Origin of the sequence: Pelomonas lactea (assembly GCF_043555885.1) — a bacterium.
Taxonomy (GTDB): domain Bacteria; phylum Pseudomonadota; class Gammaproteobacteria; order Burkholderiales; family Burkholderiaceae_C; genus Pelomonas; species Pelomonas lactea.
On sequence record NZ_JBIGHX010000003.1, the window covers coordinates 163,915 to 186,279 of the forward strand.

Annotated in this window: 17 protein-coding genes and 2 pseudogenes; 15 read left to right on the forward strand and 4 right to left on the reverse strand. The window is 70.9% G+C overall.

Annotated features, from left to right (window positions below):
• Positions 1-8 precede the first annotated feature (8 nt).
• The 7 genes and pseudogenes from ACG04Q_RS09265 to ACG04Q_RS25715 all read left to right on the forward strand — a co-directional run.
• Positions 9-6,113, forward strand: a complete 6,105-nt coding sequence (locus ACG04Q_RS09265) for an Hpt domain-containing protein (RefSeq protein ID WP_394510621.1) — start codon at positions 9-11, stop codon at positions 6,111-6,113.
• Positions 6,114-6,117: 4 nt separating this feature from the next.
• Entirely contained in the window at positions 6,118-7,155 is a 1,038-nt protein-coding gene (locus tag ACG04Q_RS09270) for a GGDEF domain-containing protein (RefSeq protein WP_394510622.1), read from the forward strand.
• A 152-nt stretch (positions 7,156-7,307) separates the two neighbouring features.
• Positions 7,308-8,702, forward strand: coding sequence for a CHASE3 domain-containing protein (locus ACG04Q_RS09275; protein ID WP_394510623.1), 1,395 nt, complete (start codon positions 7,308-7,310; stop codon positions 8,700-8,702).
• Positions 8,702-9,337 (forward strand): response regulator, encoded by a 636-nt coding sequence (locus ACG04Q_RS09280; RefSeq protein ID WP_394510624.1) that lies wholly within the window; start codon positions 8,702-8,704, stop codon positions 9,335-9,337. Before ACG04Q_RS09275 ends, ACG04Q_RS09280 begins: the two co-directional genes overlap by 1 nt.
• A gap of 114 nt (positions 9,338-9,451) precedes the next feature.
• A complete protein-coding gene (locus ACG04Q_RS09285; RefSeq protein ID WP_394510625.1) occupies positions 9,452-10,291 on the forward strand; it encodes a response regulator in 840 nt (279 codons plus the stop codon).
• Positions 10,292-10,740: 449 nt separating this feature from the next.
• Positions 10,741-11,295, forward strand: a pseudogene (locus ACG04Q_RS25710) (methyl-accepting chemotaxis protein); the annotation flags it as partial.
• A 153-nt stretch (positions 11,296-11,448) separates the two neighbouring features.
• Positions 11,449-11,856, forward strand: a pseudogene (locus tag ACG04Q_RS25715) (cache domain-containing protein); the annotation flags it as partial.
• A gap of 47 nt (positions 11,857-11,903) precedes the next feature.
• Here the strand turns inward: ACG04Q_RS25715 and ACG04Q_RS09295 are convergent.
• Positions 11,904-13,340 (reverse strand): cryptochrome/photolyase family protein, encoded by a 1,437-nt coding sequence (locus ACG04Q_RS09295; RefSeq protein ID WP_394510627.1) that lies wholly within the window; start codon positions 13,338-13,340, stop codon positions 11,904-11,906.
• A gap of 14 nt (positions 13,341-13,354) precedes the next feature.
• Here ACG04Q_RS09295 and ACG04Q_RS09300 point away from each other — a divergent pair, with 14 nt between their 5' ends.
• The 6 genes from ACG04Q_RS09300 to ACG04Q_RS09325 are packed head-to-tail and all read left to right on the forward strand — an operon-like array spanning position 13,355 to position 17,869.
• Positions 13,355-13,942: a YqgE/AlgH family protein gene (locus ACG04Q_RS09300; protein ID WP_394510628.1), complete on the forward strand. Its 588-nt coding sequence runs from the start codon at positions 13,355-13,357 to the stop codon at positions 13,940-13,942.
• A complete protein-coding gene (gene ruvX, locus ACG04Q_RS09305) occupies positions 13,942-14,340 on the forward strand; it encodes a Holliday junction resolvase RuvX (protein ID WP_394510629.1) in 399 nt (132 codons plus the stop codon). The genes ACG04Q_RS09300 and ruvX overlap by 1 nt, the downstream gene beginning before the upstream one ends.
• Positions 14,337-14,822, forward strand: coding sequence for a bifunctional pyr operon transcriptional regulator/uracil phosphoribosyltransferase PyrR (gene pyrR, locus ACG04Q_RS09310; RefSeq protein WP_394510630.1), 486 nt, complete (start codon positions 14,337-14,339; stop codon positions 14,820-14,822). The genes ruvX and pyrR overlap by 4 nt, the downstream gene beginning before the upstream one ends.
• On the forward strand, positions 14,822-15,784 hold the full coding sequence (locus ACG04Q_RS09315; protein ID WP_394510631.1) for an aspartate carbamoyltransferase catalytic subunit: 963 nt from the start codon (positions 14,822-14,824) through the stop codon (positions 15,782-15,784). The genes pyrR and ACG04Q_RS09315 overlap by 1 nt, the downstream gene beginning before the upstream one ends.
• Before the next feature lie 2 nt (positions 15,785-15,786).
• Entirely contained in the window at positions 15,787-17,091 is a 1,305-nt protein-coding gene (locus ACG04Q_RS09320) for a dihydroorotase (protein WP_394510632.1), read from the forward strand.
• A gap of 58 nt (positions 17,092-17,149) precedes the next feature.
• Complete coding sequence (locus ACG04Q_RS09325; RefSeq protein WP_394510633.1) at positions 17,150-17,869, forward strand: lysophospholipid acyltransferase family protein; 720 nt, start codon at positions 17,150-17,152, stop codon at positions 17,867-17,869.
• Here the strand turns inward: ACG04Q_RS09325 and ACG04Q_RS09330 are convergent.
• Positions 17,853-18,611: a hydroxypyruvate isomerase family protein gene (locus ACG04Q_RS09330; protein ID WP_394510634.1), complete on the reverse strand. Its 759-nt coding sequence runs from the start codon at positions 18,609-18,611 to the stop codon at positions 17,853-17,855. The two genes, ACG04Q_RS09325 and ACG04Q_RS09330, sit on opposite strands and share 17 nt — an antisense overlap.
• Positions 18,608-19,231, reverse strand: coding sequence for a DUF4254 domain-containing protein (locus ACG04Q_RS09335; protein ID WP_394510635.1), 624 nt, complete (start codon positions 19,229-19,231; stop codon positions 18,608-18,610). The genes ACG04Q_RS09330 and ACG04Q_RS09335 overlap by 4 nt, the downstream gene beginning before the upstream one ends.
• A 45-nt stretch (positions 19,232-19,276) precedes the next feature.
• Between ACG04Q_RS09335 and ACG04Q_RS09340 the strand changes: the two genes are divergently transcribed.
• Entirely contained in the window at positions 19,277-20,239 is a 963-nt protein-coding gene (locus ACG04Q_RS09340; RefSeq protein WP_394510636.1) for a glycosyltransferase family 9 protein, read from the forward strand.
• On the opposite strand, the gene gpmA is transcribed toward ACG04Q_RS09340, so the two are convergent.
• The gene (gpmA, locus tag ACG04Q_RS09345) at positions 20,224-20,967 is read right to left on the reverse strand and encodes a 2,3-diphosphoglycerate-dependent phosphoglycerate mutase (protein ID WP_394510637.1); all 744 of its coding nucleotides are present in this window, start codon (positions 20,965-20,967) and stop codon (positions 20,224-20,226) included. The genes ACG04Q_RS09340 and gpmA overlap by 16 nt on opposite strands.
• 188 nt (positions 20,968-21,155) lie before the next feature.
• On the opposite strand from gpmA, the gene ACG04Q_RS09350 reads away from it, so the two are divergent.
• On the forward strand, positions 21,156-22,355 hold the full coding sequence (locus ACG04Q_RS09350) for a hypothetical protein (RefSeq protein WP_394510638.1): 1,200 nt from the start codon (positions 21,156-21,158) through the stop codon (positions 22,353-22,355).
• The last annotated feature ends 10 nt before the right edge of the window (positions 22,356-22,365 follow it).

Sequence of the window (22,365 nt, forward strand, 5' to 3'; positions counted from 1 at the left end):
GAGCCGACATGGACAGCTCCCTGCGAGACGCCGAACTCCCGGCCGACCTCAGCCCGCTCGCGTGGGTTCAGGAAGAACTGCGCCGCTCGCTGGAGTCGGTGCACAAGACCCTGCGCCGCCACGTGCGCGAAGGCAACGACAACCGGCTCCACGCCTTCGGCGCCGATGCCCAGCCCAGCGCACCGCTGCAGCAGGCCTCGGCCCAGCTCCACCAGGTCAGCGGTGTGCTGTCGCTGGTGGGCCTGCCCGCCGGCGCAGCCGTGCTGCGCGCCGCCGAGTCGGCCGTCGCGCGGCTGGCCGAGCGCCCGCTGGAGGTCGAGGCCGCGACGGTGGACGTCATCGAGCGTGCCGACTTCGCGCTGCTGGCCTACGTCGCCCGCCTGCTGGCCGGCAACAAGACCTCCGCGCTGGCGCTGTATCCCAGCTACCGCGCGCTGCAGCAGCTCAACGGCGCCGAGCGCATCCACCCGGCCGACCTGTGGGCCTACGACTGGGCCTGGCGCAGCATTCCGCTGGAGCCGGGCGTGCTGCCGCGCTCGCCCGACGCCGTGCGTGCGCCGTTCGAGGCGGCGCTGCTGCGCCACATGCGCGAGCCCAGCTCGGCGCATGCCGCCAACCTGTCGGGCCTGTGTGCCGGCCTCGCCGCCACCTTGCCGGCCGGCACGGGCCGCACGCTGTGGCAACTGGCCGCCGCCGTCTTCGAAGGCCAGGCGCTGAAGCTGCTGGGCAGCGACGCCTACACCAAGCGCCTGGGTTCCAAGCTGCTGCATGAACTGCGCGTGCTGGGCAAGGGCGAGGTTTCCGAGCGCCTCGCGCAGGACCTGCTGTTCTTCTGTGCCCAGTGTCGCGTGACGCAGGGCGCCGGCCCGCGCCTGTCGGCCGTGCACGAAGCCTTCCGCCTCAGCGACGAACATGCCGGCGACTACGAGGACGCCAGCCTGGGTCGCATCGACCCGGCCTGGGTCGCACAGGCCAAGCGCCGCGTGCTGGCCGCCAAGGAGAGCTGGTCCAGCGCTGCCGAGGGCGACCAGCATCGCCTGTCCAGCCTGGACGAGCAGTTCGCCGGCCTGGCCGAATCGCTGACCCGCCTGTTCCCCAGCGGCGAGGTGCTGGCGCAGACGCTGCAGCGCGCCGTCGTCGCGACGCTGCGTTCGCGCTCCACGCCGCCGCCGGCACTGGCGATGGAAGTCGCCACCAGCCTGCTGTACGTCGAAGCCGCGCTGGAAGACGCCGCCTTCGACCAGCCCGAACAGGCCGAGCGCGTGCGCCGCCTGGCGCGCCGCGTCGAGGCCGTCGGCCACGGCCAGCCGGCCGAGCCGCTGGAAGACTGGATGGAGGACCTCTATCGCCGTGTCTCCGACCGCCAGACGCTGGGCAGCGTGGTGCATGAACTGCGCGCCAGCCTGTCGGAGGTCGAGAAGCAGTGCGACGAGTACTTCCGCGACCCGACCCACCGCGAGCTGCTGATCCCCGTGCCCGGCCAGCTGCAGGCCATGCGCGGCGTGCTCAGCGTGCTGGGACTGGACCAGGCGGCGCTCGCGACCGTGCGCATGCGCGACGAGATCGACGGCCTGGCCAGTACCGAGATCGACTTCAACCGCCCCGGTGCGCGTGACGTCTTCGAGCGCCTGGCCACCAACCTGGGCGCGTTGGGCTTCCTCATCGACATGCTGAGCGTGCAGCCGGCCCTGGCCAAGCGCATGTTCCAGTTCGACGACCGCACCGGCCGGCTGGACGCCGTCATGGGCCGCCGCGAAGGTGCTGTCGAGCTGCCCGACTTCGAGGCCAGCGGCTTCCATGTCGACCTGGAGCCCGAAGTCGAAGGCACGCTGGACGTCGAGGCCACACAGCCGCTGCGCGTGGACCTGGCCTCGCTGGATCTGCCCGATCTCAGCCTGCCCGACCTGGACCTGTCCCAGCCCGCGCTGGCGCCCGCACCCGCGCCGGTCGTCGCACCGCCGCCGCCTGCCCCCGCTCCTTCGGCGGAGCCCAGCGTCGCCGACGACCCGGAGATGCGCGAGATCTTCCTGGAGGAGGCCGACGAGGTCATCGCCAACGCCCGTGCCGCGCTGGCCGCGCTGCGCGATGCGCCGGCCGACCACGCCCAGCTCACGGTCGTCCGCCGCGCCTTCCACACGCTCAAGGGCAGTGCCCGCATGGTGGGCCTCACCGACTTCGGCGAAGGCGCCTGGGCCTGCGAGCAGCTCTACAACGCCCGACTGGCCGAGCACACCCCGCAGGCCGACACGGCGCTGCAGGCCTTCACGACCGAGGCGCTGGACTACTTCGCCCACTGGCGCGAACAGATCGCCGGCAACGAGCCCGGCACCAGTCTGCCCGACCCGCTGCGCCGCAGCGCCGATGCGCTGCGCCTGAATGGTGAGCTCCTGCCGCTGGCCGCTGCGCCGGCGCCCGCCGACGTCGACCTGCCGCTGGAGGCCGAGGCCTCGGTGGAGGTGGTCGACTTTGCTGCGGAGGCTGCGCCGCTGCCGGCACCGGAGGTCATCGACGTCGCCCCGCCACCGGCCGAGGAGACGCCGCTGGCGCCGGATTTCGTGCTGGACCTGGCCGATGCCGTCATTGCGGAGGCCGCTCCGGCTTTGCCCGACGAGGAGCCTACGCTGGACCTGGGTTCGCCCGCTGCGCGCGACGAGGCCCCCCACGAGCCCACCGAGCCGATGCCGCTGCCGGAGCTGCTGCCGGTGCCGCCGTCGGAGGAGCAGACGCTGGCCAACTTCCGGCTGGAATTGGCGCAGGACGAGCCGCTGGTCATCGAACCCCAGCCGCTGCCGGACGTCGATGTGCCGGCTCGGCCCGAGGAGCAGACGCTGGCGCTGTCGGCGCTGGAACTGGGCGAGCCCGATTTCGAGCCCACGCTGCCGCCCGACCACGACCACGAACCCGTGTCGCAGCCGCTGCTGACCGTCGTGCCGGCGCCGGAGCCCGAACCGGAACCCGAGCCGGTCGACCTGGACGAAGGCTACAAGGTCATCGGCCCGCTGCGCATCAGCATCGCGCTGTTCAACATCTTCCTGAACGAGGCCGACGAGCTGTCGCGCAAGCTGGCCGTGGGACTGGCGGAGTGGGCCGTCGAGCGCACGCCGCCGGTGCCGCAGAGCTGCGAGGTGCAGGCCCATGCGCTGGCGGGCAACGCCGGTACCGTGGGCTATGAAGACCTCTCCAGCCTGGCCCGCGAGCTGGAGCATGCGCTGGGCCGCGCCCAGCGTGCCGTTGCCTACGAGGCGGAGGATGCCGAGCTGTTCGTGCGCGCCGCGGACGACATCCGCGTGTTGCTGCACCAGTTCGCGGCCGGCTTCCTAAAACCGCACGACCCGGACGTCGTCGCCCGCCTGCATGCCTACCAGCCGCAGGAGGAGCCGCTGACCGCTGCCGTGCCGCTGGACGAGCCGCACCTGGCCTCGTCCTACGGCACCGACACCGTGGCCGCCGACCTTGCCGAGCCCGTGCCCGAGGTTCAGGCCACCGTCGCGGCGGCGCTGCCGGAGCTGGAGCCCGAGCCAGTCGTCGAGCCGGAGCCGGAGCCGGAGCCTGCAGCATCGGCCGAAGCCGTGCCGGAGTTGGCGCTGGAGCCGGAGCCGGAGCCGGTGAACGAGCTGGAACCGGAGCCTCAGGTCACCGTCGCCGCCGCGCTGGCGGACGTGCTACCCGAACCCGTCGAGCCGGCCATGCCGGCTGCAGAGGCCGAGCCCGAGCCCGGGCTGCCCGATGCCATCGAGCCGGAGCTCTTCCCGATCTTCGAGGAAGAGGGGCGCGACCTGCTGCAGCAGCTGCACGCCGCGCTGCGCGACTGGCTGGCCGAGCCGGCCGACCTGGCGCGCTCCGACGCCTGCATGCGTGCGCTGCACACGTTCAAGGGCGGGGCCCGCCTCGCCGGCGCGATGCGTCTGGGCGAGCAGGCCCACCAGCTGGAGTCGGGCGTCGAGACGCTGCTGCGCGCCGGCACGGCCGACTACGGTCAGGTCGAAGCACTGCAGCACGAGGGCGACGCGCTGGAGCATGCCTTTGAAGCGCTGGGCCGCAGCCTGAGCGCGCCGGCCGCCGTCGCCGCGCCTGTGGCGGCACCGGCACCGGTCGCCGCGCCGGAGCCGCTGCCACAGCCGGAACCCCGCCCCGAGCCGCTGGCGCGCTTTGCGCAGCCGGCGCCGATCGAGGAGGCCGCGGCCGAGCCGTCGCGCGAGATCGACTGGAGCCGCTTTGCCGGCGAGGCCGAAGTGGCGCCGGGCAGCGACAACCTGGCCATCGGCCAGGCGCTGGTGCGCGTGCGCGGCAGTCTGCTGGAGCGCATGGCCACGCAGGCCGGCGAGGTCAGCATCCGCCGTGCGCGGATGGAGTCCGAGCTCGTCCAGATGAAGGGCGCGCTGCTGGACCTGGACGACAACCTGGAGCGCCTGCGCACCCAGCTGCGCGAGCTGGACCTGCAGGCCGAGGCGCAGATGCACGCGCAGCAGGAAGCCGCGCAGCAGGGTGGCCGCGAGTTCGACCCGCTGGAGTTCGACCGCTACACCCGCTTCCAGGAGCTGACCCGCATGCTGACCGAGTCGGTCGGCGACGTGGCCACGCTGCAGCGCACGCTGACGCGCAGCGTGCAGTCCGGCGAAGACGAACTGGCCGCCCAGTCGCGGCTGACGCGTGAGCTGCAGGACGACCTGCTGCGCACGCGCCTGGTCGACTTCGACAGCATCGGCGAGCGCATGCACCGCGTCGTGCGGCAGGCGGCCCGCGATGCCGGCAAGCAGGTCAAGCTGGAGATCAGCGGCGGCCAGACCGAGCTGGACCGCTCGGTGCTGGAGCGCACGGCGGGCGCCTTCGAGCATCTGCTGCGCAACAGCGTGGCGCACGGCATCGAGATGCCGGACGTGCGCACGTCGGTGGGCAAGGACGCCACCGGCACGTTGCGCATCGAGGTCAGCCAGCACGGCAACGAAGTGCTGCTGAACTTCGTCGATGACGGTGCCGGCCTGAACCTTGCCCGCATCCGCGAGCGCGGCCTGCAGCTGGGGCTGATCTCGGCCGACGCCGAACCCGACGAGGCCCAGCTCAAGCGGCTGATCTTCGCGCCGGGCTTCTCCACGGCCAGCCAGATCACCGAGCTGAGCGGCCGGGGCATCGGCATGGACGTCGTGCGCGCCGAGGTCGGCACGCTGGGCGGCAGCATCGAGACCGCTTCGACGGCGGGCCAGGGCACCAGCTTCCTGCTGCGCCTGCCGCTGACCACCGCGCTGACGCAGATCGTGCTGCTCAAGAGCGGCGAGCAGACGGTGGCCGTGCCTGCGGCACTGATGCAGTCCGTGCAGCGTGTGCCGGTGGAGGCCGTCGAGGCGGCCTACGCCACCGGCAAGCTGCAGTACGGCGGCATCGAGCTGCCGTTCTACTGGCTGGGCGGCCTGCTGGGTCATGCCGGCCGGGGTCATACGCATGGCAAGCACGCGCCGGTCGTGCTGGTGCGCAGCGCGCAGGCCGCGCTCGCGCTGCATGTGGACGAAGTGGTCGGCAACCAGGAAGTCGTCGTCAAGAACCTGGGTGCGCAGCTCAACCGCGTGCCGGGCCTGGCAGGCATCAGCCTGCTGGCCTCGGGTGAAGTGGCGCTGATCTACAACGTCGTCGCGCTGGCGGACTGGTACGGTGCCGACGCGCAGGCGCGCCTGTCCGCGGTCAACGCTCAGGTCGACACGCCGATGCCGGCCGCGCCGGTGTTCGACGACGTCGTGCAGGCGCCTCTGGTGCTGGTGGTTGACGATTCGCTGACTGTGCGCCGCGTGACCCAGCGCCTGCTGGAACGCGTGGGTTTCCGCGTCATGCTCGCCAAGGACGGCCTGGATGCGATGGAGAAGCTGTCGGCGGACGAGCTGCCGTCGGTTGTGCTGTCGGACATCGAGATGCCGCGCATGGACGGTTTCGACCTGGTGCGCAACATGCGGGCGGATACGCGCCTGGCCGGCCTGCCGGTCATCATGATCACGTCCCGCATCGCGCAGAAGCATCGCGACTATGCAGCGCAGCTTGGCGTGGATCACTATCTCGGCAAGCCCTATGACGAAGAGCAACTGCTGGGCCTGATTCGCCAGTACACGCGGGCGTCGGTGGTAGCCTGACGCCATGTCCCAGGTAGTCGACCACCTTGCCGAGCTCACGGGCTTCCGTGACCGTGACGTCATGGACGTCACACTGGTCATGGCGCTGCGCGACCTGCTCGAGCCCGAGTCGGCCGCCATCTACCGGCTGGTGGGCGAGCCTGGCAACGAGCGCTGGCTCACCCGCGCGCACCTGCGCGCGGGCGATGCCGTCGCGTCGGCCGACCCGCTGTGGGCCAAGCCCGAGGCGCTGCCGTTGTCCGCCGAGCATCCGCTGCGGCTGGAGGCCATGCGCAGCCGCAGCGTCACGCAGGTGGCGCAGGCGGGGCAGTGGCTGTACCTGTTCCCCATCGCCACGGACCGCGACGTCATTGGCGTCATCGAGATCCTGTCGACGCGCAGGCTGGGCACGGCCGCGCAGCGCATGGTCAGCAGCGTGCTGCGGATCTATCACAACTTCCAGGGCCTGCTGGATTACTCCGAGCGCGACACGCTGACGGGGTTGCTCAACCGCAAGACCTTCGACGAGAGCTTCCTCAAGGTGCTCTCCGAGATCCCGCACCGGCCGGAAGTGGAGCATGAGGCCGAAGACCGCCGCCACGAGACGGCCACGCCCCACTACGTGCTGGGCGTCATCGACATCGACCACTTCAAGTCCGTCAATGACCGCTTCGGCCACCTGATTGGCGACGAGGTGCTGCTGCTGCTGTCGCGCCTGATGCGCGGCTCGTTCCGCTTCCACGACCTGCTGTACCGCTTCGGCGGCGAGGAGTTCGTCGTGCTGATGCGCTGCGACGAGGAGGCACACGCCGGCGAGGCCTTCGAGCGGCTGCGGCTGAACACCGAGCGCTACGCCTTCCCGCAGGTGGGCCGCATCACGGTCAGCATCGGCTTCACCGAGGTGCGCGCGGGTGATGCGCCGGCCGCCGCCTTTGAGCGCGCGGACAAGGCCGTCTATCACGCCAAGGCACATGGCCGCAACCAGGTGCACAACTATGCGGCGCTGGTGGCCAGCGGCGTGATCCAGGAAGCCACGCAGCTCAGCGACGTTGAGCTGTTCTAGGCCTGTGTCAGAGTCCTAACGCGTCCGTCAAGCGCGGCAAGCCCGGTTCTTGCATTTTCTCGGGCAGGGCCATAGCCTAGGCGCGACTTCCCCGCGCCGGCGCCTGCGCCCGGTGTGGACCCCGGTCCCTGGACCCGCGCGCCGGTCAACAGATGCGTTATTCCTGGCTCCCGTTCAGCCTGTTGCTGGCTGCCGTGCTGGCCTTCGTGGGCGCCGCCGTGGGCACGTCGCGCAGTCTGGCGGAGTTGCTCGTGCGCGACACGGAGCGCAGCGAGGCGATGCGTACCGAGGCGGATCTGCAGCGGCTCAAGACCTTGTTGCTGGACATCGAGACGGGGCAGCGCGGCTTCATCATCACCGGCCAGCAGCCTTTTCTGCGCCCCTATGAGGAGGCGCTGCTGGAGCTGGGCCAGCTCAAGGCCGGCCTGCGCGAGAGGCTGGCACGGGCGGGGGCGCCGTCCCTGTCACTGCAGCGGCTGGATCAGTTGGTCCGCCAGCGGCTGGAGCAGGCCCGCGTGATCATCGCTCGGCGCGTGTCCGGCGGCGATGCCGTCATGCGCGACCTGGGCGCCTACGCCGAGGGCAAGCGCGTCATGGATGACCTGCGCTTCGAGATCGACCAGCTGAGCCAGGGGCAGCAGCAGCGGGTTGCGGACGCCGATCGTGCGAGCCTTGAGGTGCAGCAGCGCACGACGCGCCTGGGGCGGCTGTTGCTGGGCGCGGGCATCGTGGCGCTGGCTTTCGCGCTGGCGCTGATGTTCCGCGAGCGTCGGTTGCGCGACACCGCCGAGGCTGGTCTGCGCCAGGCCAACGCGACGCTGGAGAGCCAGGTGGCCCAGCGCACCGAGGAGCTGCAGCGAGCGCTGGCGCGCATCCGCAGCTTTGCGGTCGAGCTGGAGCGTGGCGTGGAGGCCGAGCGGCGGCGCCTGGCCCGTGAGGTGCACGACCAGTTCGGGCAGGTCGGCACCGCCATCAAGATGCTGACGCTGTCGTTGCGAAGCAAGCTGGCGCCGCGCACCGAGCCTCTGGTGGACGAGTTGCAGAACATGGCCGAGGAAGCCATCCGCTCGGCGCGGCAGATCTCCGCGGCGTTGCGGCCACCGCTGCTGGACGAGCTGGGGCTGGAAGCGGCGTTGTCGCACTACCTGCAGACGCTGCAGCGCCAGTCCGGCCTGACGACCACGCTGACGCTGGACGCCGCCGATGCGCTGGCGCCGGACCAGGCCAACCCGCTGTTCCGCATCGTGCAGGAGGCGTGCACCAACGTGCTGCGCCATGCGGGCGCCAGTGCGCTGCGCGTGACCGGGAAGCCGTGGCAGCAGGGCGGCGTGGACGGCTACCTGCTGGAGATCTGTGACAACGGCCAGGGGCCCGGTGACGTGCGGCCCGATGCGTCGGGGCTGCGTGGCATGCGCGAGCGGTCGACCCTGGCGGGCGGCAGCTTCGAGTTCGGTCCGGCGCCCGGGGGCGGCACCCGGGTGGGAGTGTGGCTGCCCTTGCAGGTCAACGAGGCCGCCGGCGGCGGCGACGCGGGAGGGACGTGGTGATGAGAGTGCTGATCGTCGATGACCATCCGCTGATGCGCGTGGGCATCGTGCAACTGGTGCGTCAGGAGTGGCCGGACGCGCAGGTGGACGAGGCGCCCACCATCGCTGCGGCGCTGCAGTGCATTGCGGCGGCTCGGCCGGATCTTGTGACGCTGGATCTGTCCCTGCCGGACGCCCAGGGCACCGAGGGTGCGAGCCGGCTGCTGCGCGTGCTGCCCGACGTACCGCTGCTGGTGCTGAGCCTGAACGCCGAGGCGGCCTACGCGGCGCGGCTGATGCAGATGGGCGCCAGCGGCTATCTGCCCAAGGACCGCGCGCCGGACGAACTGCGCGTCGCGCTGCGGCGGCTGGCCGAGGGCGGACGCTATGTCACGTCGTCCATGGCGGACCACCTGCTGGGCCTGCTCAGCGGCAAGTCTCCGCAGGCGTTGCCGCATGAGCTGCTGTCCACGCAGGAGCACCGCGTCATGCTGCTCATCGCCGCGGGTCAGGCGCCGGCGCAGATCGCCGAGACCATGCACCTGTCGGTCAAGACCGTGGGCAGCTACCGTGCCCGCATCCTGGAGAAGACGGGCTGGGCCAACAACACCGAGCTCACGAAGTACTGCGTGCATCACGGGTTGACCGACGCCTGATGCGATACGCCGGCGTGTAGGCAAGTCCCCTACACGAGGTCGCGGCAACGCCGCTGGCGCGGCGCCGGCATCGGCCGCTGCCGTCCGTCCCGCCGCGGCATGACCATGGCCGCCATGAACATATTCCTCGTTGAAGACGCGGTGTCCATCCGCCGCCTGCTGGTGCGCCGCCTGGAAACGCTGCCCGGCATGCGCGTCGTCGGTGAGGCGGCGGGCGAACGCCAGGCGCTGGCGCTGATCAAGTGGACCCAGCCGGACGTCGTGCTGGTGGACCTGTCGCTGGCCAGCGGTTCCGGCCTGGGCCTGGTGCGCCAACTGCGCGGCGCTGGGTTTGCCGGGCGCATTGCGGTGCTGACCGCACAGGACCTGGATGCCTACCGCCGCGCCTGCCTGGACGCAGGCGCGGATGCCTTCTACGACAAGGCCAGCGGCCTGGAGACGCTGTTTGGCGACCTCGCGGCGCTGACCGCCAGCAGCGCCACCACCCCCCACGGACGACCCGCCGCGCAGTTGCGCGACGGCCTGACGGGCCTGTTCAGCGAGGCCGCGCTGCACGAGCGCCTGGACCAGGCCGCCCGCGCCGCGACGCGCGACGGGGTGGACCTGGCCGTCTACGTGCTGCGCCTGGCCGGCCTGGCCCGGTTGCCGCAGGACGTGGCCGACGCGCTGGCGCGGCAGGTGGCACTGCGGCTGCGCGAGGCCAGCGGCGACGCCGACATCGTGGCGCGCAGCTCGGCCGACCAGTTCGCCGTCGTGCTGACCCACCTGGAGCACGCCGAGCAGGCGGCCGCCCACGCGCGCAGCCTGGCGGCGCTGCTGGCCCAACCGTTCGCCCACGCCGGCATGGAGCATGTGCTGAGCGTGGAGATCGGCATGGCGCTGTTTCCGGCCGACGCGATCTCGCCGCGTGCGCTGCTCACGCTGGCCGAGGCGACCGCATTCGGCGCCCTCTGACGGCGGGGGCGAGGCCTTAGGGGCACGCAGGTGCCCAGGCCGGCCCTGCCGGTCATCCCTTCGTGTCAGTTTGCGGGCTTGCGTCCGTGCCGGAAGGGCTACGGTTGCGGCGATGCGGATTTCTGTTTTTGCCGGGCGGATTCCATCAAATTTCTGATTCATGGTTGCCGCTGACGACCGCCCGCCCGGACACTGCCAGTCCCTTCTCGACAACGCAGACAAGGAGCAGGTGATGGCGCGGAGCAGGCTCGTGGGCGGCTGGTGGCGTTGGCGGGACGGTGGCGAAGGGCGGGGGGCTGGATGGCGGGCTGAACGCGGCTGCGCGGGGTGACCTGTCGGTCACCGTGGAGGACGGTGCAGCGGCTGGGTTGGGGCGGCACTTCAATGCGATGTGCGCTTCGCTGTCCAACCGCGTCGCGCAGATCCGCAACAACGCCAGCATCCTCGCGATGGCCGGGCAGGAGCTGGCCCGCGGTACGCATCAGCTGGACGAGCGCACGCGCGCGCAGGCCAGCCAGTTGGCGTCCGCCTCGGAGCAGGTGCAGGCCCTGGGCGAGCGTGTGCGGCAGACGGCCCAGCATGCGCAGGCGGCCCACCAGGTCTCCACCCGGGTGCGCGAAGCGGCGGAATCCAGCGCGGCGCTGATGCAGTCGGCCGTCGGGCAGGTGCGCCAGATCGAGATGAGCTCGCACGAGATGGGCGACATCATCGCCGTCATCGACAGCATCGCATTCCAGACCAACATCCTGGCGCTGAACGCGGCCGTGGAGGCCGCGCGGGCCGGCGAGCAGGGGCGTGGCTTTGCGGTCGTGGCCAGCGAGGTTCGCGCGCTGGCCCAGCGCAGCGCGGCGTCGGCGGCGCAGGTGAAGCGGCTGATCGCGCAGTCCGCCGAGCAGGTGGAGCAGGGCGCGCGCAGTATTGAGACGCTGGGGCAGACGCTGGCCGACATCGTCGGCGGCGTGCGCGAGTTGAGCGGCCGTGTCGGCGAGATGGCCGACGGCAGCGTGGCGCAGGCGGCCGGCCTGGGCACGTTGGCCGAGGCGGTGCAGGGTGCCAACGCGCTGACGCAGCGCAATGCGGCCATGGTGGCCGACTCGGCGCGCGCCGCGCGCGAATTGGGAGAGCGCACGGAGGAACTGTCCCGCGCCGCACAGACCGTGCGGCTGCGCCAGGGCAGCGCCGACGAGGCGCGCCGCCTTGTCGAGCGCGCCGTCGCGCTGGTGAAGCGGGATGGCCTGCGCGCCGCCGTGCCGCGGCTCGTGGACCGGGCAGGCGAGTTTTTCGACCGCGACATGTACATCTTCATCTTCAACCGCGAGGGCGTGTTCACGGCCTTCGGGCCCAACCCCGGGCTGCATGGCGGCCACCTGCGCCAGGTGCAGGGCTTGCAGTGGGAGCACCTGCTGCGCGAGGGCTTCGTGCGTACCGACGCGGGCGGCGGCTGGGTGGACTACCAGACCGTCCACCCGGGCACCGGCGCCGTCAACGACAAGGTGTCGTTCGTGCTGCCGCTGCCGGGCGATCTGCTGGTGGGCTGTGGCGTCTACAAGGTGCAGGGCCTCTAGGGAGGGTCTGCAAAACCCGTGCGGTCACCCCGTGGGGTGTTTTCCGCCTAGGGCAGTGCGCGGCTTTTCACGACCGCGTAGCGCGCCAGCGTGCGCTCGCGGGCGACGGCGTGGTCGACGACGGGCCGCGGGTAGTCCACACCCTGCATCGCCAGCGGCGCGCGCTCCCAGGGCGCGTGGATGGCCTTGGCATCGAGCCCGGCCAGCTCCGGGCAGTAGCGGCGGATGAAGCGCCCCTCGGCGTCGAACTTCTCGCTCTGCGCGGTGGGGTTGAAGATGCGGAAGTAGGGCTGGGCGTCGCAGCCGCTGCTGCTGGCCCACTGCCAGCCGCCGTTGTTGGCGGCCAGGTCGAAGTCCAGCAGCTGCCGCGCGAACCAGGCCTCGCCGCGGCGCCAGTCCAGCCCGAGGTCCTTGGCCAGGAAGCTGGCCGTCACCATGCGCAGGCGGTTATGCATGTAGCCGGTCTGGCTGAGCTGGCGCATCGCGGCGTCCACCAGCGGGAAGCCCGTGCGGCCTTCGCACCAGGCCTGGAAGAGGGCGTCGGCGTGCGGTCCAGTCTCCCACGCGATGGCGTCGTACTCAGGCCGGAAGGCCGCTGTCATCGCGTGCGGATGGTGGTGCATGACCTGGTGATAGAAGTCGCGCCAGATCAGCTCTGACAGCCACACCTCGGCGCCGTGGTCGCCGCCCAGCATGCGCTGGTGGGCGATGCGCGCCAGGCGCCGGATCGACACCGTGCCGAAGCGCAGATGCACGCTGAGGTAGCTGGGCCCCTTGATCGCCGGGAAGTCGCGCTTCTTGTCGTAGTCGGAGATGCGGTCCAGGAAGTCGTCCAGCAGCGCGTCGGCGCCGCGGCTGCCCTGGCCCACGTGCGCGGTGAGTCCGGCGGGCCGGAAGCCGATGTCGGCCAGCGCCGGTACGCCGTTGGCCAGCGCCGTCGTCGCCAGTGCCTGCGCGTGCCGCTCGACCGGATAGCTGCTGAGGTAGAACTCGTCGACCTTCTTCAGCCATGCGTTCTTGTAGGGCGTGAACACGCCGTAGGCGCCGCCCGCGCCCGTCATCACCTCGCGGCGCTCGAAGACGACGTGGTCCTTGAACGTGCGCAGCGCGGCGTTGAAGGACGCCAGTCGCTCGGCCACGCGGGCGTCCCGGCTGAGCGCCTGGGGCTCGTCGTCGTGGTTCGCGAACACCGCCTGCACACCCAGCTCGGCGGCCAGCCGCGGGATCTCGTCCGCCGCCGTGCCATGGCGCACGATGAGCGCGCCGCCCAGCTTGCGCAGGTCCTCGTCCAGCACCTGCAGCGCGCCCAGGATGAACTCCACGCGCCGGTCGGCGCGGGGCAGGGCGTCCAGGATGTCGCGGTCCAGCACGAAGGCGCAGAAGACCTGGCGGGCGCCGGTGAGGGCGCGGTACAGCGCAGCGTTGTCATCGGCCCGCAGGTCGCGGCGAAACCAGACGAGAGCACGGTCGAGGCGGGTGGTCATACCCGCAGAATAAAATGCCGGCCATGCCCGCCGACCGGATCGTCCTGACCAACCAGTTCCTCATCGCCATGCCGGGCATGGCCGACGAGGCTTTCGCAGGCACCGTGGTCTACCTCTGCGAGCACAACGACAACGGGGCGCTGGGCCTGGTCATCAACAAGCCCATCTCCCTGACGCTGGGCAACCTGTTCGAGAAGGTGGAGCTCAGCCCACCGGCCGATGCACTGTCCGAGACCCCCGTCTACTACGGCGGCCCGGTGCAGACCGACCGTGGCTTCGTGCTGCACGAGCCGCTGGACGAGCAGGGGGGCCACTACAACGCCACGCTGGCCGTGCCCGGCGGCCTGGAGATGACCACCAGCCGCGACGTGCTGGAGGCGCTGTCCAACGGCGCCGGCCCCAAGAAGCTGCTCGTCACGCTGGGCTACAGCGGCTGGGCCGCGGGTCAGCTGGAGGAAGAGATCGGCCGCAACGGCTGGCTCACCGTGGACGCCGCGCCCGAGATCATCTTCGACACGCCCGTGGAGCAGCGCTACGAGAAGGCCCTGGGCCTGCTGGGCATCGATCCGCGCATGCTCAGCACGGAAGCGGGCCACGCCTGATGATGGCTCCCGCCCTCACGCCGGCCCATCAATCCTTTCTTGCTTTCGATTTCGGCCTGCGCCGCATCGGCGTGGCCTCCGGCACGCGGCTGCTGGGCGCTGCCGAGCCGCGTGGCACGATCAAGGGCGGCGACTTCGCCGCCATAGCGGATCTCATCAAGACGTGGCAGCCTGACGCGCTGGTCATCGGCGTGCCGCGCCATCCCGACGGCAACCCGCACGAGATGACGGCCAAGGCGCAGAACTTCGGCCGCCGCTTGTCCGGCCGCTACCACCTGCCGGTCTTCGAGGTGGACGAGCGCTACACCAGTGTCGAGGCCGAGGCCCAGGGCGCACTCGACGTGGACGCCGCCGCCGCCGCGCTGATCCTGGAACAGTTTTTTAGAGAACACCCATGAGTGAATTGCTGCTTGATGCCGAGGCGCTGTACCTCGAACTGAAGAAAGGCGTGCAGCGGCTGCTGACGCCCGACACCGCCCTCGTGGGCATCTGGAGTGGCGGCGCATGGCTGGCCGAGCGTCTGGCGGCCGACCTGGGCCTGGCCTGCGGCACCATCTCCAGCGCCATGCACCGTGACGACTTCGGGTCGCGCGGCCTGGCCAAGGCGGACCACACCAAGCTGCCCTTCGACGTGAACGGCCGCGACATCCTGCTCATCGACGATGTGCTCTACACCGGCCGCACGACGCGGGCGGTCATCAACGAGCTGTTCGACTACGGCCGCCCGGCGCGCGTGCAGCTGGCGGTGCTGGTGGACCGCGGTGGCCGCGAGCTGCCCATCGAGCCCGCCTTCTCGGCGGCGCGCGTGACGCTCAACGCCGACCAGAGCCTGCGCCTGGCGCGCAGCGACGATGGCCGATTTGCCTTTGAGGTGAAGTGATGCTCAGCAAACGCAACCCTCAACTCAACAAGCACGGCGAGCTGATCCACCTGCTGTCCATCGAAGGCCTGCCGCGCGCAGTCGTCGAGCAGATCCTGGACACCGCCGGCAGCTTCCTGTCCGTCAACGACCGCGAGGTCAAGAAGGTGCCGCTGCTGCGCGGCAAGTCGGTGTTCAACCTGTTCTTCGAAAACAGCACGCGCACCCGCACCACCTTCGAGATCGCGGCCAAGCGCCTGTCCGCCGACGTCATCAACCTGGACATCGCGCGCAGCTCCACCGCCAAGGGCGAGACGCTGCTGGACACGGTGGCCAACCTCAGCGCCATGCACGCCGACATGTTCGTCGTGCGGCACAGCGAGAGCGGCGCGCCGCACCTGATCGCCCAGCACTGCGCGCCGCACGTGCACGTCGTCAACGCCGGTGACGGCCGCCATGCGCACCCCACGCAGGGCCTGCTGGACATGTACACGATCCGGCACTTCAAGAAGGACTTCCGCAACCTGACGGTGGCCATCGTCGGCGACATCGTCCACTCGCGCGTGGCCCGCTCCGACATCCACGCGCTCAACATCCTGGGCGTGCCCGAGATCCGCGCGGTGGGCCCCAAGACGCTGGTGCCCGGCGACCTGCGCGACATGGGCGTACGCGTCTGCCACGACATGGCCGAGGGCGTGAGGGACGCCGACGTCATCATCATGCTGCGCCTGCAGAACGAGCGCATGAACGGCGGCATGCTGCCCAGCAGCGGCGAGTTCTTCAAGCACTTCGGCCTGACGCCGGACAAGCTGGCGCTGGCCAAGCCCGACGCCATCGTCATGCACCCGGGCCCCATCAACCGCGGCGTGGAGATCGCGTCCGAGGTGGCGGACGGCAAGAGCAGCGTCATCCTGCCGCAGGTCACCTTCGGCATCGCGGTGCGCATGGCCGTCATGGCCATCCTGGCTGGCAACGAGGCATGAGCATGAAGATCCTGATCAAGAACGGCCGCCTCATCGACCCGGCCAGCAACCTGGACCGCACCGGCGACCTGGCCATCGCCAACGGCCGCATCGTCAAGCTGGGCGACGCGGCCGACTTCACCGCCGACCGCACGATCGACGCCACCGGCCTCATCGTCGCGCCCGGCCTCGTGGACCTGTGCGCCCGCCTGCGCGAGCCCGGCCACGAGCATGAAGGCCTGCTGGAGAGCGAGCTCGCCGCGGCCGCGGCCGGTGGCGTGACCAGCCTGGTCTGCCCGCCGGACACCGACCCCGTGCTCGACGAGCCCGGGCTGGTGGAGATGCTGAAGTTCCGCGCCCGCAAGCTCAGCCGCTGCCGGCTGTTCCCGCTCGGCGCACTGACGCGCCAACTGGGCGGCACCGCGCTGACCGAGATGGCCGAGCTGACCGAGGCCGGCTGCATCGGCTTCTCGCAGGCCGAGGTGCCCATCAAGGACACCGTCGTGCTGAGCCGCGCGCTGCAGTACGCGGCGACCTACGGCTACACCGTCTGGCTGCGCCCGCAGGACGCGTACTTAAGCGGCGGCGTGGCCGCCAGCGGCTCGGTCGCGACGCGGCTGGGCCTGTCCGGTGTGCCGGTCAGTGCCGAGACGATCGCGCTGCACACCATCTTCGAGCTGGTGCGTGCCACCGGTGCCCGCGTGCACTTGTGCCGGCTTTCCAGCGCCGCCGGCGTGGAGCTCGTGCGTACCGCCAAGAAGGAAGGCCTGCCCGTCACCGCCGACGTGTCCATCAATTCGCTGCACCTCAGCGATGTGGACATCGGCTACTTCGACTCCGCCATGCGCCTGACGCCGCCGCTGCGCCAGGGCCGCGACCGCGACGCTCTGCGCGCCGGCCTGGCCGACGGCACCCTCGACGCGCTGGTGTCCGACCACATGCCCGTGACGACCGACGAGAAGGCCGTGCCCTTCGCCGAGGCCACGCCGGGCGCCACCGGGCTGGAGCTGCTGCTGAGCCTGGCGCTGCGCTGGGCGCGCGACGCCGACCTGCCGCTGCAGCGTGCGCTGGCTGTCGTCACCGCCGAGCCGGTGCGCGTGATGGGCGGCGCCCTGGGCTCGCTGGCCGCGAGTGCCGGCCGCCTGGTGGAAGGCGGCGTGGCCGACGTCTGCGTGTTCGACGCCGATGCCAGCTGGGCCGTCACGCCGGAGCAGCTCGCCAGCCAGGGCAAGCACACGCCGTTCGCGTTCGAGCGCACCGGCTTCGAGCTGCCGGCGCGCGTGCGCTGCACGCTGGTGGCCGGGCACGTGGCCTTCGAAAAGGCATGACGGCCCGCATGCGCGCCTTGCTCGCCGCCGCCCGAGCGGCTGGCCGGCGGGAGGCCTGATGCGGGCGGTCTGGCGCCTGGCGCGCCTTGTGCCGCATGTGCTGCATGGGCTGTGGCTGGTCAGGCGCCGCTTCGAGCTGCTGTCCGCCACCGAGCGGCACCAGCTCATCCAGTGGTGGTCGCTGAAGACGCTGCGCATCCTGGGCATCACGCTGAAGGCCGAGGGCCAGGCCTTGCCCGCCGGGCATCTGCTGGTGGCCAACCATGTGTCGTGGCTGGACATCGCGGCCGTGCATGCGGTGCTGCCGCAGGCGCGCTTCGTGTCCAAGGCCGACGTGAAGCACTGGCCGCTGGTGGGCGCGTTGGTGGAGGGCGCGGGCACGCTGTTCATCGAGCGCGAGAGCAAGCGCGATGCGCTGCGCGTCGTGCACCAGGCGGCCGCGGCGCTGCAGGCGGGCGATTGCGTGGCCTTCTTCCCGGAAGGCACCACCGGCCCCGGCCCCGAGTTGTTGCCCTTCCATGCCAACCTGCTGCAAGCCGCAGTGTCGGCGCAGGCGCCGGTGCTGCCGCTGGTGTTGCGCTGGCACGCGCCGGGCGAGCGCTTCGCCGTGTCGGCGCGCTTCATCGGCGACACAACGCTGGCGCAGAGCCTGTGGGCCATCGCCTCGGCGCGCGGTCTGGGCATCGAGGTGCAGATCCTGCCCAGCGTGGATGTGGCCGGCCAGGACCGCCGCGCGCTGGCCGAGGCGCTGCGCGGCGTGATCAGCGAGCGGCTGTAAGCCAGCCCAGGCCGGCCGACGTGCCGGCACGTGGCCGGTACTCCAGGCCGACGGCGCCGGGCCAGCCGCGCGCCTCCAGCAAAGCGAGATCGGCTGCGTACTCGCTGACCGCAGGCTCGTGACGGCCGGCCACGCCAGCCACCTGCACATGGCCCAGCAGGCCCAGGTCCAGCGCGCGGGCCAGGTGGCTTGCGGACTCGCCCTCGGCGATGCGGCAGTGGTAGAGGTCCAGCTGCAGTTGTACGCGCGGCGAGCCCAACTCGGCCAGTAGCGCCAGCGCCTGCGACTGGCGGTGCAGGAAGTAGCCCGGCATGTCGCGCCGGTTGATGGGCTCCACGACCAGCGGCAGCGTCGACTGCTCCGCGGCCCAATGCAGGTTGTCCAGCCAGGTGGCGCGTGTCGATTCGCCGTCCTCGGCCAGCCCCGACAGCAGATGCACGCGGGCGGCGTCCAGCCGGGTAGCGAGTTCCAGCCCACGCAGCGTCATGTCGCGGAACTCGGCCTCGCGGCCGGGAAGGGCGGCGAAGCCACGGTCCCCCGCGGCCCAGTCGCCCGCGGGCGCGTTGATGAGCACGACGCGCAGGTCGCCCAGCGCCGCCTTCAGTGCCGCGGTGTCGTGCAGGTGCGGCTGCTGCAGCTCGACGGCGCTGAAGCCGTCGGCGCGGGCCGCCGCGGGCCGGTCCAGGTAGGCATGCTCCGCGTACAGCCAGTCGAGGTTGGCCGCGAAGCGCGGCGATATCACTTGCGCTCCGCCACCAGCGCCGGGTTCAGGCGCGGGTCGTTGTACATCTTGAACTGGCGGTAGACCTTGAAGTAGGCCCTGCCGGCGCGGGCGTCGGCCAGCAGCTCGTCGTAGCAGGCACCCAGGTCAGCGCGCTGCTGGACCAGCCGCTGCAGCCGCTCGCCGCAGGCCTGGCGGTGCGCGTCGTCGACGTCGGTGCGCTGCGTCTGCTCGCGCATCGCGGCGATCTTCAGGCCCAGGATGGAGATGCGGTCCAGCATGGAGCCGGCCGTTTCGCTGTTCAGCCGCGCGCCGGGCGCGACGGTGGAAACGGGCAGGGCGGTGCCGATGGTGGCCGGGTCCACCAGACCCAGCGCGGACAGCAGGAACTCGTCGATGCGCTCGATGGCGTCGTTGCGGGCCTGGTTGTGGCGGTCGATGGCGCGCTTGTTGGCGACGATGTCGGCGTCCGGTGCCTGCGTGCGGCGGGCCAGGTCTTCCTGGGCCCACAGGCTGCGGTTGTGGAAATGGTTGACGGCGATCCAGCCGGTGACGTCGTTCGCCTCGGCGGACACAGGGGCCGAGGCCAGGGCCGCATCGTGGGCGGCGATCACATCGGCGGAGGAAGGCAGGCTGTTCATGAGGATGCGCTGGCAGAATCCCGCGCCACTTTGCAAGAGCCCCGGATGATAGAAGCCAGCACCCCACCCAAGCCGCTGATCGTGCGCCTGCGCAACTTCGTGGGCGACACGGTGCTGAGCCTGCCGGCGTTGCGGCTGTTGGAGCAGCACGGCTACCGGCTTGAGCTGGTGGGCAAGGGCTGGGCGCGCGGGCTGCTGGAAGCCGAGGGCTGGGCGGTGCATGTGCGGCCCGCGAAGCTGGGCGACCGCATCGCGCAGCTGCGCGCGCTGCGCCAGCGCTTTCGCGCCGAGGACGCCGGGTTCGACCGCCGCTCCAACACGCTGCTGCTGCCCTATGCCTTCTCGGCCGCGCTGGATGCGCGGCTGGCCGGGCTCAAGGCCGAGGGCCATGCCGGCGACGGCCGCACGTGGCTGATGCAGCGCGGCCACCCTCGCCGCGACGGGCGGCACACGCTGGTGGAGTACTGGGAGCTGGCCTGCGACTTCCTGGGCATCCAGGCCGAGCCGCCCGCCGACATCCGCGTCAAGGTCACCGAGGCGCAGCGCGCGCAGGCGCTGGCCTTGCTGGCTGAACAGGGCCTGGAGGCCGGGCGCTACGTGCTGATCTGCCCGTTCGCGAACGGCCGCGTGGAGTTCCTGGACCGCAGCTGGCCGGCCTTCCCGGCGTTCGTGCGCCGCCTGCATGCCGACGGCCGCCGGATCGTCATCGTGCCGGGGCCGGCCGAGGTGCAGGGGGCGAAGGACTTGTACCCGGATGCCATTCGCCTGGACGGCGTGGCGCTGGGCGTCTACAACGCCTTGCTGCAACTGGCCGGCGTGGTGGTCTCCAACGACACCGGGCCGGCCCACATGGCTGCCGGCGTCGGCGCTCGGCTGCTCAGCGTGCTGGGGCCGACCGATCCGGCGCGCTGGGCGCCGTGGGGATCGAGCGTGACCGTCATGCGACGCTGGCCTGAGTGGGTCAGCGTCGATGAGGTGCTGTCAGCCGTGGATCAGGCCTTGCCCTGATTCGCGACGGCCGCCGCCGCCTTGGCGGCCGCTTCGGCGTCGCCGAGGTAGTAGCTCTTGATGGGCTTGAGATTAGCGTCCAGCTCGTAGACGAGCGGGATGCCGTTGGGGATGTTGACGCCGACGATGGCGTCGTCGGCGATGCCGTCCAGGTACTTCACCAGCGCGCGGATGCTGTTGCCATGCGCGGCGATCAGCACGCGCTGGCCGCTCTGGATAGCGGGCGCGACGGTCTCGTTCCAGAACGGCAGCACGCGGGCGACCGTGTCCTTCAGGCATTCGGTCAGCGGAATGTCGTTCGGGTCCAGCTTGGCGTAGCGCACATCGCTGCGCTCGCTGCGCGGGTCGGTCGGCTCCAGCGCCGGCGGCGGCGTGTCGTAGCTGCGGCGCCAGATCAGCACCTGCTCGTCACCGTACTGCTTGGCCATGTCCGCCTTGTTCAGGCCCTGCAGGCCGCCGTAGTGGCGCTCGTTCAGGCGCCAGGCGTGGCGCACGGGCAGCCAGGTGCGGTCCATCTGGTCCAGCGCGTGCCACAGCGTCCACACGGCGCGCTTGAGCACCGACGTGTAGGCGATGTCGAAGTCGTAGCCGGCTTCCTTCAGCAGGCGGCCCGCACTCTTGGCCTGTTCCACGCCGGTGGGCGTCAGGTCCACGTCGGTCCAGCCGGTGAAGCGGTTTTCGAGGTTCCAGGTGGATTCGCCGTGGCGGATGAGGACGAGCTTGTACATGGAGTGAGAAATGGATGAGGGCGCCGAAATTGTAGGGAGGCCGCGACGCTCGCCTCAGAAGTGGCCTTCGACTGTGACTCAGTGCGCGTTCCCGTTCGACAGAGGCGGCGCAAACGTTTGGCGACTCCGAATAATCCGGGTTTTCCCGAGCAAACAAGGCCAACCGTGCCAACTCAAGGAGTCAAACCATGAAGGTCCAAGCCCGACATCGCCTGCTTCCCCTGCTGCTGGCCCTGGCGGCCGGCGGTGCTTCCGCCGCCGACGGCATGTTCTCGCTGTCCGGCTTCGGCACGCTGGGCCTGGTGCGCACGAGCACCGACGACGCCCAGTTCGCGCTGTTCGGCCAGGTGCGCGGCGCCGACAAGGACCCGAGCGCGGAAGTCGACAGCAAGCTGGGCGTGCAGGTCGGCGCCAAGTTCAACAACGTGTTCTCCGGCACCGTGCAGGTGCTGACCAAGGCCAACGGCAAGGGCAAGTTCGCCCCCGGCGTGGAGTGGGCCTTCCTGAAGGCGCAGGTGACGCCGGCCGTGGCCGTGCGCGCCGGCCGCATGGGTGCGCCGTTCTTCGCCGTGTCGGATTTCCGTGACGTGGGCTTTGCCAACACCGCGCTGCGCCCGCCCAAGGATGTCTACGACCAGGTGCCCGTCAGCCACTTCGACGGTGCCGACGCCAGCTACCAGCTCGCCACGTCGGTGGGTACGCTGACCGGCCAGGTGTTTGGCGGCAAGGCCTCGGACACGTCGCAGCGCTACAAGGTGGACGTCAAGAGCATGGCCGGCTTCAACGCCACGCTGGAGACCGATGCCGGCCTGACGCTGCGCCTGGGCTATGCCGAGGGCAAGCTGACGGTGGGCAATGCGGCGCTGAACGGCCTGGTGGCGACGCTGCGCGCGACGCCCTTCGCCAGCGTCGGCAACCAGCTGGACCCGAACAGCAGCAAGGCCAGCTTCTCCGGCGTGGGCCTGACCTGGGACCAGGGCCAGTGGATCGTCAATGCCGAGTACACGCAGCGCCGCCTCAAGAGCTTCCTGGCCGACACGGACGGCTGGTACGTGCTGGTGGGCCACCGCTTCGGCCCGGTGACGCCCTACCTGACGGTGTCGGAGGCGCGCACGGTCGACAGCAACGTCAACAACACCATTCCGGCCGCGACGCCGCAGCTCGCCGCACTGAAGGCGGCCGTCGACGGCGTCGTCGAAGGCCAGCGCCACACCCAGAAGACCGTGGCGCTGGGCGCCCGCTGGGACTTTGCCCGCAACTTCGCCTTCAAGGCGCAGTGGGAGAACGTCCGCCCCGACGGCCGCGGCTACTTCATCGTCACGAACCCCAACTGGGGCAACGGCAAGACCGTGAACGTGTTCAGCGTCGCGCTGGACACCGTGTTCTGAGCAAGGAAGC